Origin of the sequence: Stenotrophomonas maltophilia group sp. Smal13 (assembly GCF_030236855.1) — a bacterium.
Taxonomy (GTDB): domain Bacteria; phylum Pseudomonadota; class Gammaproteobacteria; order Xanthomonadales; family Xanthomonadaceae; genus Stenotrophomonas; species Stenotrophomonas maltophilia_A.
In genome coordinates, this window is record NZ_JASJSQ010000055.1 from 17,224 (window position 1) to 32,082 (window position 14,859).

Here is a 14,859-nt window from a genome sequence, read left to right on the forward strand (position 1 = left end):
ACGCGGCATCACCGCCGCAGGGGATCTGCATGGCCGCAACTTCGCAACGCCTGGGCCTGCCCGCGTTGACTGCACTGGTGGTCGGCTCGATGGTCGGCGCCGGCATCTTTTCATTGCCGCAGAACGTGGCGCGCAGCGCCGGGCCTGCCGCCGCGCTGATCGGCTGGGCCCTGAGCGGCGCGGGCATGCTGATGCTGGCCTTCGTATTCCAGGCCCTGGCCAACCGCCGGCCTGATCTCGATACCGGCATCTACGCATACGCACGCGAAGGCTTCGGCAACTACATCGGCTTCTCCGCTGCGTGGGGCTACTGGGTCGCCTCGGTGCTCGGCAACGCCAGCTTCTTCGTGCTGATCTTCAGTGGCCTCGGCCACTTCATGCCCGTGTTCGGCGAAGGCAATACCCCGGCCGCCGTGGCCGCATCCTCATTGCTGTTGTGGACCGTGCACCTGTTGGTGCTGCGTGGACTGCGCACTGCCGCCATCGTCAACGGCCTGGTGACCGTGGCCAAGTTGCTGCCGATCGCCCTGTTCCTGGTCCTGGCCGCCGGCGCGTTCCGCATGGACGTGTTCCGCGCCGATTTCCTCGGCGCGCCTGCACTCGGCGACCTCGGCCAGCAGCTGCGCGGCATGATGCTGGTGACCGTGTGGGTGTTCATTGGCATCGAGGGCGCCAGCATCTACTCGCGCCGCGCCGCACGCCGTGCCGACGTGGGTCGCGCCACGGTGATCGGCTTCCTCGGCGTGTGGCTGCTGCTGGTGCTGGTCAGCCTGTTGTCGATGGGCGTGCTGTCGCAGGCGGAACTGGCCGGACTGCCTAATCCGTCGATGGCCTATGTGCTGCAAGCCATTGTCGGCGAATGGGGCGCGACGGTGATCATCATCGGTTCGATCATCTCCGTTCTCGGTGCATTGCTGGCCTGGGTGCTGCTGTGCGCCGAAGTGCTCTATGCCGCCGCAGGTGACGGCACCATGCCGGCCTTCCTGGGGCGTGAGAACGCGCGCGGCGTGCCGGCCAATGCACTGTGGTTGAGCAACGGGCTGATCCAGTTGTTCCTGCTGCTGGTGCTGGTCAATTCCGGCAGCTATACCGGGCTGGTGCTGCTGGCCGCGTCGATGAGCCTGGTGCCCTACTTCCTGTCCACGGCATTCGGCGTACAGCTGGCCTGGCGTGGGCAGGCCTATGCCGGTGAACCAGGCGTGCGCTGGCGCGATTTCGTGGTCGCACTGCTGGCCAGCGCCTATGCGCTGTGGCTGGTGTATGCCGGCGGGCTGGACAACCTGCTGCTGTCGGTACTGCTGTACGTGCCCGGCGTGGCGTTGTTCGCATTGACCCGGCACCAACGCGGCGAACAGGTATTTACGCGTTGGGAAGGGGTACTGTTCGCTGCGATCCTGGTTGTGGCGGTTGCTACGCTGGTGGCGTTCTGGCGAGGCAATCTCACGCTGTAGACCCGAGCCCAGGCTCGGCTGGTTCATCCGCAGCAGCCGAGCATGGCCCGGCTCCACAACAGCAGTCGCGCAACCTCGACGCTACAAAGACGCAAAAAAAAACCTGCATCTCGCGATGCAGGTTTTTCAACAAGGTGGCGCCCGAAGTTGGACTCGAACCAACGACCCCCTGATTAACAGTCAAGTGCTCTAACCGGCTGAGCTATTCGGGCAGACGACTAGTATAACCACTCTTCACGCGCGATGGTAGGGGTGATTCGCAATCATTGCGGCAGCCCGATACAGCTGCTCGGCCACCACCAGGCGCACCAGCATATGCGGCAGCGTCAGCGGACCGATCGACCACTTCTCATCGGCCAGCGCGGACACCTCCGGCGAATGCCCTTCCGGGCCACCGATCAGGAACGCCAGGTCCCTTCCCTGCCCGCGCCAGTGTTCCAGGCGCTGTGCCAGCTGTTCGGAACTCAGCTGTCGCCCTGGCACATCCAGCGCCACTACATAGGCATTCTTCGGCAGCGCAGCGATGACCCGCTTGCCTTCATCTTCGGTGGCGCGGCGCGGATCGCGCCCCTTGCCACGCAGGCCGGGCTCGATTTCCACCAGCTCGAACGGCAGCCAGTGCGACAGCCGCTTCTGGTACTCGGCGAAGCCCTGCGCCACCCAGCTGGGGGCGCGTTCACCGGTGGCGATCAGGCGGGCTTTCATCAACGGTCCTCCAAAACGTCGACGGCGCCATCGGCGCCGTCGAAGGGATGCATCAACGTGTGGCTCAGGCCACTTCGTCGTCGCTGGACGGCGGCTGGTCGCCGACGGTCCACAGGCGCTCGAGGGCGTAGAACTCACGCACGCGCGGCAGCATCACATGGACGATCACGTCGCCCAGATCGACCAGCACCCACTCGGCTTCGCGCTCGCCTTCCACGCCCAGCGGCATCACGTCGATGTTCTTGGCGAAGCGCACGACTTCGTCGGCAATCGACTTGACGTGGCGGGTCGAGGTGCCCGAAACGACGATCATGTAGTCGGCAACGCTGGACCGGCCGCGCACGTCGATCTCGACCAGGTCCTTGGCCTTCAGGTCTTCGGTGGCTTGGCGGACGCTGGCCAGCAGTTCCGGCACGGACGGCGGCGGGCTGGGCAGATCGACCTTGATGGTCTGGGGCTGGGTCTGGTTGCTCAAAGTGGATCGACTCGATAAACGTGGGGGCGATTATACGGGGATGGCGCCGCTGCGCCATTCACGGCCTGGCCGGGCGGTACAGCCCGTGTGCAGCCACATAATCCGCCACGCCGGGTGGCAGCAGGGCGCGCCAGGGGCCGCCGGCGGCGATCTGCGAGCGCACGGCGCTGGCCGATTCCTCGCGCAGCGGGTGGTGCAGGCGCAGGATGCGCCCGGCCGGGCTGGCGAACAGGGCCTGCTCGGTGTCGGCCCAACGCCCTTCCAGCGCCCGGCCCAGCTCGCCATCCACCGCAGCCTGCAACGGACTACCCGGGCGCTCCGCCACCACGAAATGAGCCAGCCCGAACAGCGCCTCCCATTCGTGCCAGCGGGACAAGCCAAGCAGGCTGTCGGCGCCGACCAGCCAGGCCAGCGGCCGGCTCGGCCCCAGCTCGCCGCGCAGCTCGCGCAGGGTGTCCACGGTGTAGGACGGCCGACCGGGGAAACGTGCCGCGCGATCCAGCTCGCGCCGGTCCAGCAGCAGGCCCGGTTCGTCGCCGATGGCCAGCGACAGCATGCTGCAGCGCTGCTCGGCCGTGGCGCCGGGCACGGCACGGTGCGGCGGATCGGCGGCCGGCAGCATGCGCACGGCAACCTGCAGTTCGTCACGGGCAGCCCGCGCGATCGCCAGGTGCCCGAGGTGCACCGGATCAAAGGTGCCCCCGTAGTAGATCCGCAGGCTCATTGCTCAGGCCCGCGCCAGCAGGCGCACGGCACGCGGTTCGGCCACAGCCACCAGCAGGCGCTCCAGCGCCAGCCAGGCATCGCCGTCGGCGCGCCCCTTGGCGATACGGTCGACCAGTCCCGCTTCAGCCACGAAGCGCTCCCAGCGCTTGCTTTCCGGATGCCGCTGCAGCGCGCGCTTGTACGGCGCCTGCCGCGATTCCCAGATGCCGCGCGATTTCATTTCGGCGGCCAGGTTGCCACCCCGGGCCTGCACCCGGGCCAGGCCAGCACCGGCCAGCAGCTCGCGGATCACCATCGGCATCAACGCAGCCACCGCCTCACCCTCGCCTCGCAGGCCGGCCAGCATGCGCAGCACCGCTGGCGGTTGCCCGGAGAATGTCGCCTCCACCAGCCGGAACACGTCATAGCGGGCGGCATCGGCCACCAGCGACTCCATGCGCTCCACATCCAGCGGCTGGCCATCGGCCAACAGCGCCAGCTTGTCGATTTCCTGGGCGGCAGCCAGCAGGTTGCCTTCCACCCGCTCGGCCAGGCGCTGCACGGCGGCCGGGTCCGCGCGCAGGCCCTTGCCACGCAGGCGGCGCTCGATCCAGTCCGGCAGTTCGTGCGGCTTGATCGCCCACGCCACCGACAGCACGCCGATGCGGTTGACCGCTTCGGCCCACTTGCCCTGGTGCGCCTTGCTCCATTCGTTGGCGGTGATCATCAACACCACGTCCGGCGCCGGATTGGCGCAGAACTGGCTGATCACCTCGGCACCGTCCTTGCCCGGCTTGCCGCTGGGCAGGCGCACCTCGACCAGGCGACGGGCGCTGAACAGGCTGGGGGCATTGAAACTGGCGTCGAGCTGGTTCCAGTCGAAATCACGCCCATCGGCGTCGAACACTTCACGTTCGCCAATGCCCGAGGCGCGCGCACGTGCGCGGATGGCGTCGGCCGCCTCCAGCACGCGCAGGGTTTCCGGGCCGGCAATCAGGTAGACCGGCGCCAGCGCGGTATCAGCGCCCTGGCTGGCCAGCTGCTCCGGACGCAGTTCCATGCGCGCGGCTCAGTGCTTGGCTGCGGGGACCGGCTCGGCCGGTACCGCGCCTTCGATGGGCTTGTCCTTCGGCGCCGACAGGCTGCCGCCCTTCTCGATCTCGGCACGCACCACGCTGTCGATGCGGCGGATGATCGAGGCGGACATTTCCCGGCGCAGTTCATTGGCCAGGATTTCACGTTCGGTGGTGGTACCGGTGGCGTCGGTCGGCGGCGACACGTAGTCGCGCGACAGCTCGATCACCTGCTGGGGCACCAGTTCGCTGCCGTCTTCGCGACGGAAGATGAAGATCACCGCGTAGCGCAGGCTGTATTCCTGCGCACGGCCCTGCGAGTCGATGGCGATCGGCAGGTCGCCCCAGCGCTCGGACAGTACCTGCAGCTGGGCGCTGGGCTCCTTGCTGTCCTCATCGGCCAGCCTGGCGCCGGAGGCCAGCAGGCTGCGGTTGAGCAGCTTGACCAGTTCGCTGTACGGCGCAGTGGAAACCACCTTCACCGGTGCCGTGTCGGTCGGCAGCATCAGCTTGTTGCGCAGATGGAAACCACAGCCGGCAAGGCCGAGGACAAGAACGAGGGCAAGCAGGATTCGGGTCATGGAGACAGTCTGGCGGAGCCGGGCGATCACGGCAACACACAGCGTGCCCGAAGCCGCGTGAATGCAGGGCCATCAAACGCCGGGCCCTGCACCGGAATGGTACCGGCCACCACGCGGGTGGCCGGTACGGGGTACATCAGGCGGCGACGATGTTCACGATCTTGCCCGGCACGATGATGATCTTGCGCACCGTCAGGCCTTCCATGAACTTGGCCGCGTTGGGCTCGGCCAGGGCCAGTGCCTCGACCTGCTCGCGCGCAGCGTCGGCCGCCACGTCGATGGTGCCACGCAGCTTGCCGTTGACCTGCACGGCCAGGGTCAGCGCGTCGCGCACCAGCGCACCGGCATCGGCCTGCGGGAACGGCTGGTCTTCCAGCAGGGTCTCGCCATGGCCCAACACCTGCCACAAGGCATGGCTGGCGTGAGGGGTGATCGGGTTGAGCAGCAGCACGATGGCCTGCAGCGCTTCCTGGCGCACCGCGCGCCCCTGCGCACTGCCGTCCTCGAACTTGGCCAGCGCGTTCATCAGTTCCATCACCGCAGCAATGGCGGTGTTGAAGCTGTGGCGGCGGCCATAGTCGTCACCGACCTTGCCGATGGTCTCGTGGGTCTTGCGGCGCAGTGCCTTCTGGTTGGCATCCAGTGCTGCAACATCCAGCGCCGGAGCGGCGCCATCGGCAGCATGCTTCTGCACCTGGGCCCACAGGCGGCGCAGGAAGCGGGCCATGCCATCCACACCGGCTTCGTTCCACTCCAGCGACTGTTCCGGCGGCGCGGCGAACATCGAGAACAGGCGCACGGTGTCGGCGCCGTACTTGTCGACCATCGCCTGCGGGTCCACGCCGTTGTTCTTCGACTTGGACATCTTCTCGGTGCCACCGACCACCACCGGCTGGCCGTCGGCGATCAGGGTCGCGCCGGTGATGCGGCCGCGCTCGTCGCGCTGCACTTCCACATCGGCCGGGTTGATCCAGTCCTTCGAGCCATCCGGGTTCGGGCGGTAGTAGGTCTCGGCAATCACCATGCCCTGGCACAGCAGGTTGCGCGCCGGTTCGTTGCTGTCCACCATCCGCGCGTCGCGCAGCAGCTTGTGATAGAAGCGGAAATACATCAGGTGCAGGATCGCGTGCTCGATGCCACCGATGTACTGGTCGACCGGCAGCCAGTAGTTGCCGCGCTTGTCGACCGCGTCACGGGCACCCGGCGAGGTGTAGCGGGCGTAGTACCAGCTCGACTCCATGAAGGTGTCGAAGGTGTCGGTCTCGCGCTCGGCCGCGCCACCGCAGTCCGGGCAGGTGGTCTTGCGCCATTCCGGATCGGTCTTGATCGGCGAACCGGTACCCGAGAATGCCACGTCCTCCGGCAGCACCACCGGCAGCTGTTCTTCCGGCACCGGCACCGCACCGCACTTGGCGCAGTAGATCACCGGAATCGGGCAGCCCCAGTAGCGCTGGCGGCTCACGCCCCAGTCGCGCAGGCGGTAGTTGACGCGGCGCTGGCCCTGGGCCTTGCGCTCGAATCGTTCGGCCAGGGCTTCGAAGGCACCCTGGAAATCCAGGCCATCGAACTCGGCCGAGTTGACCAGCTCGAAGGCACGGCTCTTGTCGCTGTACCAGTCCTGCCAGCGGCTGCCATCCCAGGTGCGCTCTTCTTCGGTGCGCGCATCCTTCAGCGCGATCACCTGCTTGATCGGCAGGCCGTACTTGTTGGCCACTTCGTTGTCGCGCTGGTCATGACCCGGCACGGCCATCACCGCACCGGTGCCGTAGCCCATCAGCACGAAGTTGGCGACCCACACTGGCACCGGCTCGCCGGTGACCGGATGCAGCGCACGCAGGCCGGTGTCCATGCCGCGCTTTTCCTGGGTTTCCAGTTCCGCCTCGGACACGCCACCCTGCTTCAGGTCGGCCAGCATCGCGGCCAGTTCCGGGTTGTTCTTCGCCGCATGCAGCGCCAGCGGATGTTCGGCGGCGATCGACACGAAGGTCACGCCCATCACGGTATCCGGACGGGTGGTGAACACGCGCAGCGGATCCAGCACGCCGCCGTCAACGTCACGTACATCGAACTGGATTTCCAGGCCCTCGGAGCGGCCGATCCAGTTGCGCTGCATGGTCTTGACCGAATCCGGCCAGCCGTCCAGCTCGTCCAGGCCGTCCAGCAGTTCCTGGGCGTAATCGGTGATACGCAGGAACCACTGCGGAATCTCGCGCTTCTCGACCAGGGCGCCGGAGCGCCAGCCGCGGCCGTCAATCACCTGCTCGTTGGCCAGCACGGTCTGGTCGACCGGGTCCCAGTTCACCACCGCATTGCGGCGGTAGGCCAGGCCCTTGCGCATCAGGCGGGTGAACATGCGCTGCTCGTGGACGTAGTAGTCCGGGCGGCAGGTGGCGAACTCGCGCGACCAGTCAACGGCATAGCCCATGGCCTTGAACTGGCCACGCATGTGCTCGATGTTCTTGTAGGTCCAGGCCGCCGGTGCGGTCTTGTTCTTGATCGCGGCGTTTTCCGCCGGCAGGCCGAACGCGTCCCAGCCCATCGGCTGCAGCACGTTGTGGCCGGTCATGCGCTTGTAGCGGCTGATCACGTCGCCGATCGTGTAATTGCGCACGTGGCCCATGTGCAGCGCACCGGACGGGTACGGAAGCATCGACAGGCAGTAGTACTTCGGCTTGTCCGAAGTCTCGTCGACTTCGAAGGCACGGGTGGCGTCCCAGTACTGCTGGGCGGCGGATTCAACCTGCTGCGGGTCGTAGGCGTTGGTTTCAGCGCTGGTCATGGAACACGCGGATGCGGCGGCAAAGCGGTACAGCGTACCGCAGTGCGGCAAACGTCTCCAATCCCGCCCGCTGAAGGCCGGCTCCGCGAGCGCCCGAGGCCGGTCTCAGCGCGGCCGCGACAACGGCAGGGCCAGGGCCAGCCAGGCCGTCCAGCAGGCGAACGCAAGCCGTTGTGCCAGCGGCGCCGCCAACACGCCCTGCAGGGCAAACGCCGCCAGCGCGGCCAGTACGCCACAGGCGAGCGCCACTGCGCCCAGCGCGCGGCCATGCGCCTGGCGCAACTGCGACGTGCCCAGCAACAGGGTCCCAGCAACGAAACCCAGCACCCAGATCATCCAGGCGCTGGCATGCAGCTGGCTGGCCGGCCCGTGCAGGTCATCCACATCCAGCGGCAGCAGCCCCATCGCGGCGAACGCCAACCCGGCCAGCAGCAGCATCTGGCTGCCCACCCGGGGCGCCCAGCCGGCGGTTGCCGGCAGCCCACGGCGCAGGCACTCGGCCACAACCACCGCCAGCAGGCCCGGCAGCACGAAGCCCAGCAGATTGAAGGCCAGCGCATGCGGCACCCCCTGTGCTCCCAGCAGCGCCACCGGGTGGCGAGCCTGTGCGTAGCCTTCCAGGCCGGCGCCGAAACCGAGCACCGCCAGCACGAACAGCAGTGCGGCGACCAGACCGGACAGGCGCAGCAACGGGGACAGGGACGACATGCAGGCTCCGGAAAGGACGGCGACAGGAAGGCGGCATTGTCAGGCATTTACTACAACCCGGGTTGAGACCGGCATCGATCGTCACCATAGAATCAGTCTCCAGACGCCAAACGATGCTTTCCCCCCATGACCGAGACGACCTACGTATTCGACGCCACCACTGCGACCTTCGAGGCCGAAGTCCTGCAGAAGTCGCTGCAGACGCCGGTGCTGGTCGACTTCTGGGCCACCTGGTGCGGGCCGTGCAAGACCCTCGGGCCGATGCTGGAAAAGCTGGCTGCCGAGTACAACGGCGCCTTCGAACTGGCCAAGGTCGACGTCGACAAGGAACAGCAGATCGCCGCCGCCTTCCAGATCCGCTCGGTGCCGACCGTGTTCCTGGTCAAGGGCGGCCAGCTGGTGGACGGCTTCCCGGGGGCCATCCCGGAAGGCCAGCTGCGTGAATTCCTGGCCCAGCACGGCATCGTGCCGGCCGACATCGGCGACGCCGTCGCCGAAGACGAAGCGCCGCTGGACCCGCAGGCGCAGGTGGACGTGCTGCGCGCGCAGATCGCCGCCGAGCCGGACAAGGACGAGCTGAAGCTCGACCTGGCGCTGGCCCTGCTGCAGATCGGTGGCGTGGATGAAGCCGGTCTGCTGATCGATGGCCTGCCCGCCAACCTGGCCACCGACGACCGTGCCGTGCGTGCACGCGCCCGGCTGGCCTTCGCCTCGGCCCTGAAGGACGCCCCGGCCGCCGAAGTGCTGGACGCGCGCATCGCCGCCGATGGCAAGGACCTCAACGCACGCCACCTGCGTGGCGTACAGCTGCTGCTCGGTGGCCACGACGAAGCCGCGCTGGCCCAGTTCCTGGAAATGCTGCGGATCGACCGCACGTTCGAGGACGGACTGCCGCGCAAGGTCCTGATCGACGCCTTCAATGTGATCTCCGACGAGGACCTGGTCGGCCAGTACCGCCGCCGGATGGCCTCCCTGCTGTTCTGAACGGGAACCCACTTCGTTCAGAATCCCTGCACTGAACGCGGGCAATAATGCGCGGGATGGCGGCCGTACGGTCGCCACGATCCGTTCGGGGGGATGAGGTCGGGGCCATGGGGTCTTGCAGCTGCGCCCCCGCATTGCCGGGATTGCAAACTGTGACCTTCGTCCGCTCGCTGTCGTTCGCCATGCGCTTCCAGGGCGCGCTGCTCTGCGCTCTTCTCTTCCTGCCGGCCATGGCCGCCGCCCAGGACTGGAACTACCGGGTCCGTCCCGGCGATACCCTGTGGGATCTGGGAGGCCTGTACCTCAAGCCCTCGGTGCGCTGGCAGCAGCTGCAACAGCACAACCGCATCGACAACCCCTACCAGCTGCCACCGGGGCAGCTGCTGCGCTTCCCGATCAGCTGGCTGCGCATCGAACCGGCACCTGCCCGCGTGCTGTCGGTGCGCGGCAAGGTCGAACTGTCAGGCGCCGATGGCAGTGCCTCGCGCGCGATACTCGCCGGGGAACAACTTCGCATCGGTGACACCGTGCAGACCGAAGGCGACTCCAGCGTCACGCTTGAATTCGCTGACGCCTCGCGCCTGCAGCTGCGCGAGTACTCCCGGCTGCGCCTGGACCAGCTCAGCCGCTACGGCCACACCGGCATGGTCGATACCCGCCTGCGCCTGCAGCAGGGCCGCGCCAGCAATCGGGTGACACCTGCCCGTGGCCCGGCCTCGCGCTACATCATCGATGCACCTACGGCGACCAGCAGCGTGCGCGGCACCGTCTTCCGGGTCAGCGCCGGTGACACCGGCCAGGTGGCTGCCACCGAAGTACTACAGGGCAAGGTCCAGGTCGGCAACACCCACGGCAAGCGCCTGGTCCAGCCTGGACAGGCCAGCCGCAGCAGCAGCGCCGATGCCGCACCGGACGCTGTCTCCGCCCTTCTTCCAGCGCCGCAGCTGCGTAGCGACGAGGTGCGCCTGGCGCCCCTGCCGACCCTGCTTGCCTGGGACCCCGTCGACGGCGCCGCGCGCTACCGCGTGGAAGTGGTACAGGCAGCGACGCCGGAAATCCTGCTGTTTGCCGCCACCACCGCCGACACCCGGCTGGCGATCGGTGACCTGCCCCCCGGCCAGCTGCGCATCCTGTTGCGCGCGGTGGATGCACAGGGCGTGGAAGGCCTCGACGCCAGCGCCGATTTCGAACTCAGCGACCAGCCCCCGCCGCCGCTCACCGTGGCCCCCCTGCATGGGCAGACCGTCAACAGCGACCGCCCGCGCTTCCGTTGGAGCCAGGCGCCGGGCGCGCGCAGCAGCGTGCTGCAGATCGCCGCCGAGCCGAGCTTCGTGCAGCCACTGCAGGAACAGAGCACCCCAGGCACCGACCTGCGCCTGGCGCAGCCGCTGCCGCCCGGCGAGTACTTCTGGCGGGTGGCGTCGCGCGATGGCAACGGCCACCAGGGCCGCTACGGCCAGGCCCTGCCCCTGCAACTGAGCAATGAACCGGTGGACCCTGCCCTGCAGCCGCCTGAGGCCGCGCATGGCGAACTGACCCTGCGCTGGCAGGCCGGCAGCGAAGGCCAGCAGTACCGGGTGCAGGTGGACCGTCGTGGCGACTTCAGGGCGCCCCTGGTCGACCAGACCGTGAGCGAGCCGCAGGTCAGCTTCAAGCGGCCGTGGAGCGGCACCCTGCATGTGCGTGTGCAGTACATCGACGACGATGGTCATGCGGGTGAGTACTCACCGGCCCAGCAGATCAAGCTGCCCTGCCGCCTGTGCTACGGCGCCGGTGGTGGCGCCCTGCTGCTGTTGCTGTTGTTATGAGGCGCTCGCCGCTGCCGTGGCCGAAGCGGATCCTGCTGGCACTGCTGGCCGGGGTGCTGACGGTGATCGCCAGCCAGGGCCAGTGGCTGTGGCGACAGGACGAAGCGGCCTACGACGCCATGGTCGGCAACTGGGACTACCGCCCCGACCCCAGCGTGCTGATCGTGGCCATCGACGAGGGCAGCCTGCAGCGCATCGGCCAATGGCCCTGGCCCCGCTCGATCCATGCCCGCCTGCTCGACCGGCTGACCGATGCCGGTGCCGAGCGCGTCGCACTGGACCTGATGCTGTCCGAACCTGATCGTCGCGACAGCCGCCAGGACGATGAACTGGCCGCCGCGATACGCCGCAACGGCCGGGTGGTGCTGCCGGTACTCGCGGCACCGGCCGCCGGCGACCGCATGGCCGAGGAAATGCTGCCGATTCCGCAGATCGCGGCCAGTGCTGCAGCGATCGGCCACACCGATGTGGAAGTGGATGGCGATGGTGTCGCGCGCGGCGTGTACCTGCGTGCCGGCATCGGCCAGGCCCACTGGCCAGCACTGGGCCTGGCGCTGGCCGACCTGCCGGCGGGCGCGGTGCACGGCCTGCCCGACCCCGACCCGGAGATCGGTTCGCCCTATCAATGGCGGCGCAACGACTACGTGCGGGTGCGTTATGCCGGACCGCCCGAACGCCTGCCGCAGGTGTCCTATGCCGATGTGCTGGATGGTCACGTGGACATGGCGATGCTGCACGGCCGCCGCATCGTGGTGGGCATGACCGCCAGCGGCATCGCACCGCGGCTGCTGACCCCGACCACCCGCGAGTTCTGGATGAGCGGCAGTGAGTACCAGGCCAACATCGCTTCGATGCTGCTGCAGCACAAGCAGATCGACCTGCTGCCCCGCCTCTGGCAGCACGCCATCAGTGGCGTCCTGGTGGCACTGTGCGTGATCCTGCTCGGCCTGCGCCTGCCATGGCTCGCGGCGCTGTGCTCGCTGCCGCTTCCACCGCTGCTGAGCTGGTTGCTGTTGCGCGCCGGTGACCTGTGGTGGGCACCGGCCAGCGCCATGCTGGGCATCCTGCTGGTGCTGCTGGCCTGGGCGACCTGGCGCGTCTCGGCCTGGCACCGCCTGGCCAACCGCGATGCGCTGACCGGTCTCGGCAATCGCCTGCGTTTCGAGCAGTCGCTGCAACAGGAATGCGATGCCGCGCGACGCAGTGGCAAGTCCTTGAGCCTCGCACTGATCGACGTTGACCATTTCAAGCGCCACAACGACCGCCACGGCCATCAGGTCGGCGACCGCGTGCTGCGCGATGTTGCACGCCTGATCGGTGCGCATGCGCGACGCCCTCGCGACATGGCCGCGCGCTACGGTGGCGACGAGTTCGCACTGGTGCTGCCCGATACCCCGGCCGAGGGCGCGCGTCAGGTCATCGAGGACCTGATTGCCTGCGTGCGCGCACTGCCGGCGCCCGGTGACGGCAGCGAAGCAGGCGTCACCCTCACCATCGGCGTGTTCACCCGCGTACCCGACGGCACGCTGCAACCACACCATTTCGTCGAAGGCGCCGACACCGCGTTGTACCAGGCCAAGGCCAACGGCCGCGATGGGTATGTCATCGACGGCGAGGCGTGACCCTCGCCGCCCGGGGTGCAACATACGCATGCGAATGGTTAGACTGAGCGCCTCGCCCTGCGCCCCCGGACCCGCATGAACGCCCGCCTGTTCCGCTTCGGTATCAATCTCTGGCCGCCGTTCCTGTTCACCGGCATCCACGTCACCCGGGTCTCGCCGGACTACCGGCAGATCGACGTCGAACTGCGCATGCGGCCCTGGAACCGCAACTACGTCGGCACGCATTTCGGCGGCAGCCTGTTTGCGATGACCGATCCGTTCTGGATGCTTGGCCTGCTGCACATCCTCGGCCGCGACTACTACGTGTGGGACCGTGCCGGTGCCATCGATTTCCTCAAGCCCGGCAGAGGCACCGTACGTACGTCGTTCCGCATCGATGACGCACTGCTGGACGAACTGCGCGCCGAAGCCGCCGCTGGTGACAAAGTGCTGAGATGGTTCAGCAATGATGTCGTCGATGAAAGCGGCGAGGTGGTCGCCCAGGTGCGCAAGCAGGTCTACCTGCGGTTGAAGCCACACGCACGCTGAGCGCGCATCAGTCGCGTCCCGCAGCAGTCGAAGCCGATTCCTTCTGCAACGGCACCGACAGCCACGGGTTCTCTTCAGCGCTGCGCGCTGGAGAGCGACGCGGCACCTGCAGGTGGCGGCCGTCGGCCGACAGCTGCGGCGCCCGCACCGGCGAGCGGAACTGCACCGGCAGCCGCTGCAGTGCGTCCACCGGATCATCCGTCTGCTGCCGCAGCCAACGCTGCGCCCCCAGCAGCCGCACCATCGCCGCGGCATCCTGTGGCCGTGACGAATAGGCAGGATAGATCGGCGCGGCGATATCGGTCAGCACGCAGCCCATGACATTCGACAGGCAGCCGAAGTCATGCTGCGGTGGCGCCGGCACTGGCAACGGGCGATCCGCTTCCAGCGCCGATGTGGCTGCCGCGCCACAGGCCCAGCCAAGATTGCCGGCCACGCGGGCCAGGGTGCTGCTGCGATCCAGCACCAGCACGCCGCCGAACTCCCGCGCCGATGTCTCGATCGCCGCCCGGCTCATCGCGTACTCACCCTGCATGGCACGGCACAGGCTCTGTTCCTCGGCCCGCAGCGGCTGCATGGCCTGTTCGCACTCCGCCGGCAAGGGGTGGTCGGCCGGCAGTTCGACCAGCATGTCGGCCAGCAGCTGGGCATTGGCCTGCACCAGGCTGGCACCGATGATGCTCTCGACCAGATAGCTGCTGCCGGGCAACAGCCGCCGGCCCAGTTGCAAGCCACGGCAGGCACCTCGCAGGGCACCGTCGATATCGCCCTGCACGTACGCCAGCGCGCGTGCACTGGTGGCGTCCATCACCACGCCATAGCCCGGCAACGGAACCAGAACGCCCTCGCCCTTCGGCGGGAACGGCGACATGAAGTAGTCCGCTTCGGCCAGCTGATCCAGCCGCGCATGCAACTGCTGGTGGCCGGCGTGGGCCTCCACGAAGCGTTGCGGGTCCGCGCGGACCTGGGCGAGGCAGCCGCTGGCGGCCGGCCCGCAACTGGCACCGGGCCGCGAGCGCAGCTCGGCATGGTTGGCCACCAGGTGTGTCTGGGCGCCGCTGCTGCCCCGCAGGTCGGCCTCCCAACGGCGCACGTCCTCGGCCAACGCCTGCTCGCGCTGGCCGGCATCCAGATCGTCGAACGGCAGCGTCCACAACAGGGCATAACCGTTGCGCCCGCTCGCCGGCAGCCGCGCTTCCAGCCGTTGCTGCGCCTGCAACCGCGATTCCGGCACCGGCCACATGCGTGAGGCGCACCACACCACGATGGTCAACAGCAGCAGGCCCGCCAGGGTCCAGCCCAGTCCGCGCAGAATCTTCAACACAGCTTCCCTTCCATGTGCCGTCGCCGCAGTCGATTCCCCAGCGTAATCGACAGGCAGTGGCCGCTACAATGCGCGCATGTCGCTCGAAGCCCCCGCCCTGGTCCCCCGCCCCTCCC

Annotated in this window: 13 protein-coding genes and 1 tRNA gene; 5 read left to right on the forward strand and 9 right to left on the reverse strand. The window is 68.1% G+C overall.

Translation table 11 applies throughout. The features are described 5' to 3' along the window. The first annotated feature begins 29 nt into the window (after positions 1-29). Positions 30-1,451: a basic amino acid/polyamine antiporter gene (locus tag QRO95_RS16890; protein ID WP_285303056.1), complete on the forward strand. Its 1,422-nt coding sequence runs from the start codon at positions 30-32 to the stop codon at positions 1,449-1,451. A 135-nt stretch (positions 1,452-1,586) separates the two neighbouring features. Here QRO95_RS16890 and QRO95_RS16895 read toward each other — a convergent pair. The 8 genes from QRO95_RS16895 to QRO95_RS16930 form a co-directional block, all read right to left on the reverse strand. Continuing rightward, positions 1,587-1,663 (reverse strand) — tRNA-Asn (locus QRO95_RS16895). Positions 1,664-1,685: 22 nt separating this feature from the next. After that, positions 1,686-2,156, reverse strand: a complete 471-nt coding sequence (gene rlmH / locus QRO95_RS16900; protein WP_005418108.1) for a 23S rRNA (pseudouridine(1915)-N(3))-methyltransferase RlmH — start codon at positions 2,154-2,156, stop codon at positions 1,686-1,688. 64 nt (positions 2,157-2,220) lie between these two features. Then, positions 2,221-2,631 carry a ribosome silencing factor gene (gene rsfS / locus QRO95_RS16905; RefSeq protein WP_005418109.1) on the reverse strand — a complete coding sequence of 137 codons (411 nt, stop codon included), beginning with the start codon at positions 2,629-2,631 and terminating at the stop codon, positions 2,221-2,223. 58 nt (positions 2,632-2,689) lie between these two features. Next, positions 2,690-3,355, reverse strand: a complete 666-nt coding sequence (gene nadD, locus QRO95_RS16910; RefSeq protein ID WP_285303057.1) for a nicotinate-nucleotide adenylyltransferase — start codon at positions 3,353-3,355, stop codon at positions 2,690-2,692. A 3-nt stretch (positions 3,356-3,358) separates the two neighbouring features. After that, positions 3,359-4,396, reverse strand: coding sequence for a DNA polymerase III subunit delta (holA, locus tag QRO95_RS16915; RefSeq protein WP_032128985.1), 1,038 nt, complete (start codon positions 4,394-4,396; stop codon positions 3,359-3,361). Between the two features lie 9 nt (positions 4,397-4,405). Continuing rightward, complete coding sequence (lptE, locus tag QRO95_RS16920) at positions 4,406-4,990, reverse strand: LPS assembly lipoprotein LptE (RefSeq protein ID WP_032128984.1); 585 nt, start codon at positions 4,988-4,990, stop codon at positions 4,406-4,408. 136 nt (positions 4,991-5,126) lie between these two features. Then, complete coding sequence (gene leuS / locus QRO95_RS16925; RefSeq protein ID WP_032128983.1) at positions 5,127-7,769, reverse strand: leucine--tRNA ligase; 2,643 nt, start codon at positions 7,767-7,769, stop codon at positions 5,127-5,129. A gap of 105 nt (positions 7,770-7,874) precedes the next feature. Continuing rightward, positions 7,875-8,477: a DUF998 domain-containing protein gene (locus QRO95_RS16930; protein ID WP_049463216.1), complete on the reverse strand. Its 603-nt coding sequence runs from the start codon at positions 8,475-8,477 to the stop codon at positions 7,875-7,877. Between the two features lie 126 nt (positions 8,478-8,603). On the opposite strand from QRO95_RS16930, the gene trxA reads away from it, so the two are divergent. From trxA to QRO95_RS16950, 4 genes are all read left to right on the forward strand, one after another. Next, positions 8,604-9,461 (forward strand): thioredoxin, encoded by an 858-nt coding sequence (trxA, locus tag QRO95_RS16935; RefSeq protein ID WP_285303058.1) that lies wholly within the window; start codon positions 8,604-8,606, stop codon positions 9,459-9,461. 107 nt (positions 9,462-9,568) lie between these two features. Next, positions 9,569-11,269 carry a FecR domain-containing protein gene (locus QRO95_RS16940; protein WP_049421053.1) on the forward strand — a complete coding sequence of 567 codons (1,701 nt, stop codon included), beginning with the start codon at positions 9,569-9,571 and terminating at the stop codon, positions 11,267-11,269. After that, positions 11,266-12,891, forward strand: coding sequence for a CHASE2 domain-containing protein (locus tag QRO95_RS16945; RefSeq protein ID WP_121504592.1), 1,626 nt, complete (start codon positions 11,266-11,268; stop codon positions 12,889-12,891). The genes QRO95_RS16940 and QRO95_RS16945 overlap by 4 nt, the downstream gene beginning before the upstream one ends. 75 nt (positions 12,892-12,966) lie before the next feature. After that, positions 12,967-13,419, forward strand: coding sequence for a DUF4442 domain-containing protein (locus QRO95_RS16950; RefSeq protein ID WP_032128978.1), 453 nt, complete (start codon positions 12,967-12,969; stop codon positions 13,417-13,419). Between the two features lie 7 nt (positions 13,420-13,426). Here the strand turns inward: QRO95_RS16950 and QRO95_RS16955 are convergent, their stop codons facing one another. Continuing rightward, the gene (locus QRO95_RS16955; protein WP_285303059.1) at positions 13,427-14,743 is read right to left on the reverse strand and encodes a hypothetical protein; all 1,317 of its coding nucleotides are present in this window, start codon (positions 14,741-14,743) and stop codon (positions 13,427-13,429) included. Positions 14,744-14,859 lie beyond the last annotated feature (116 nt).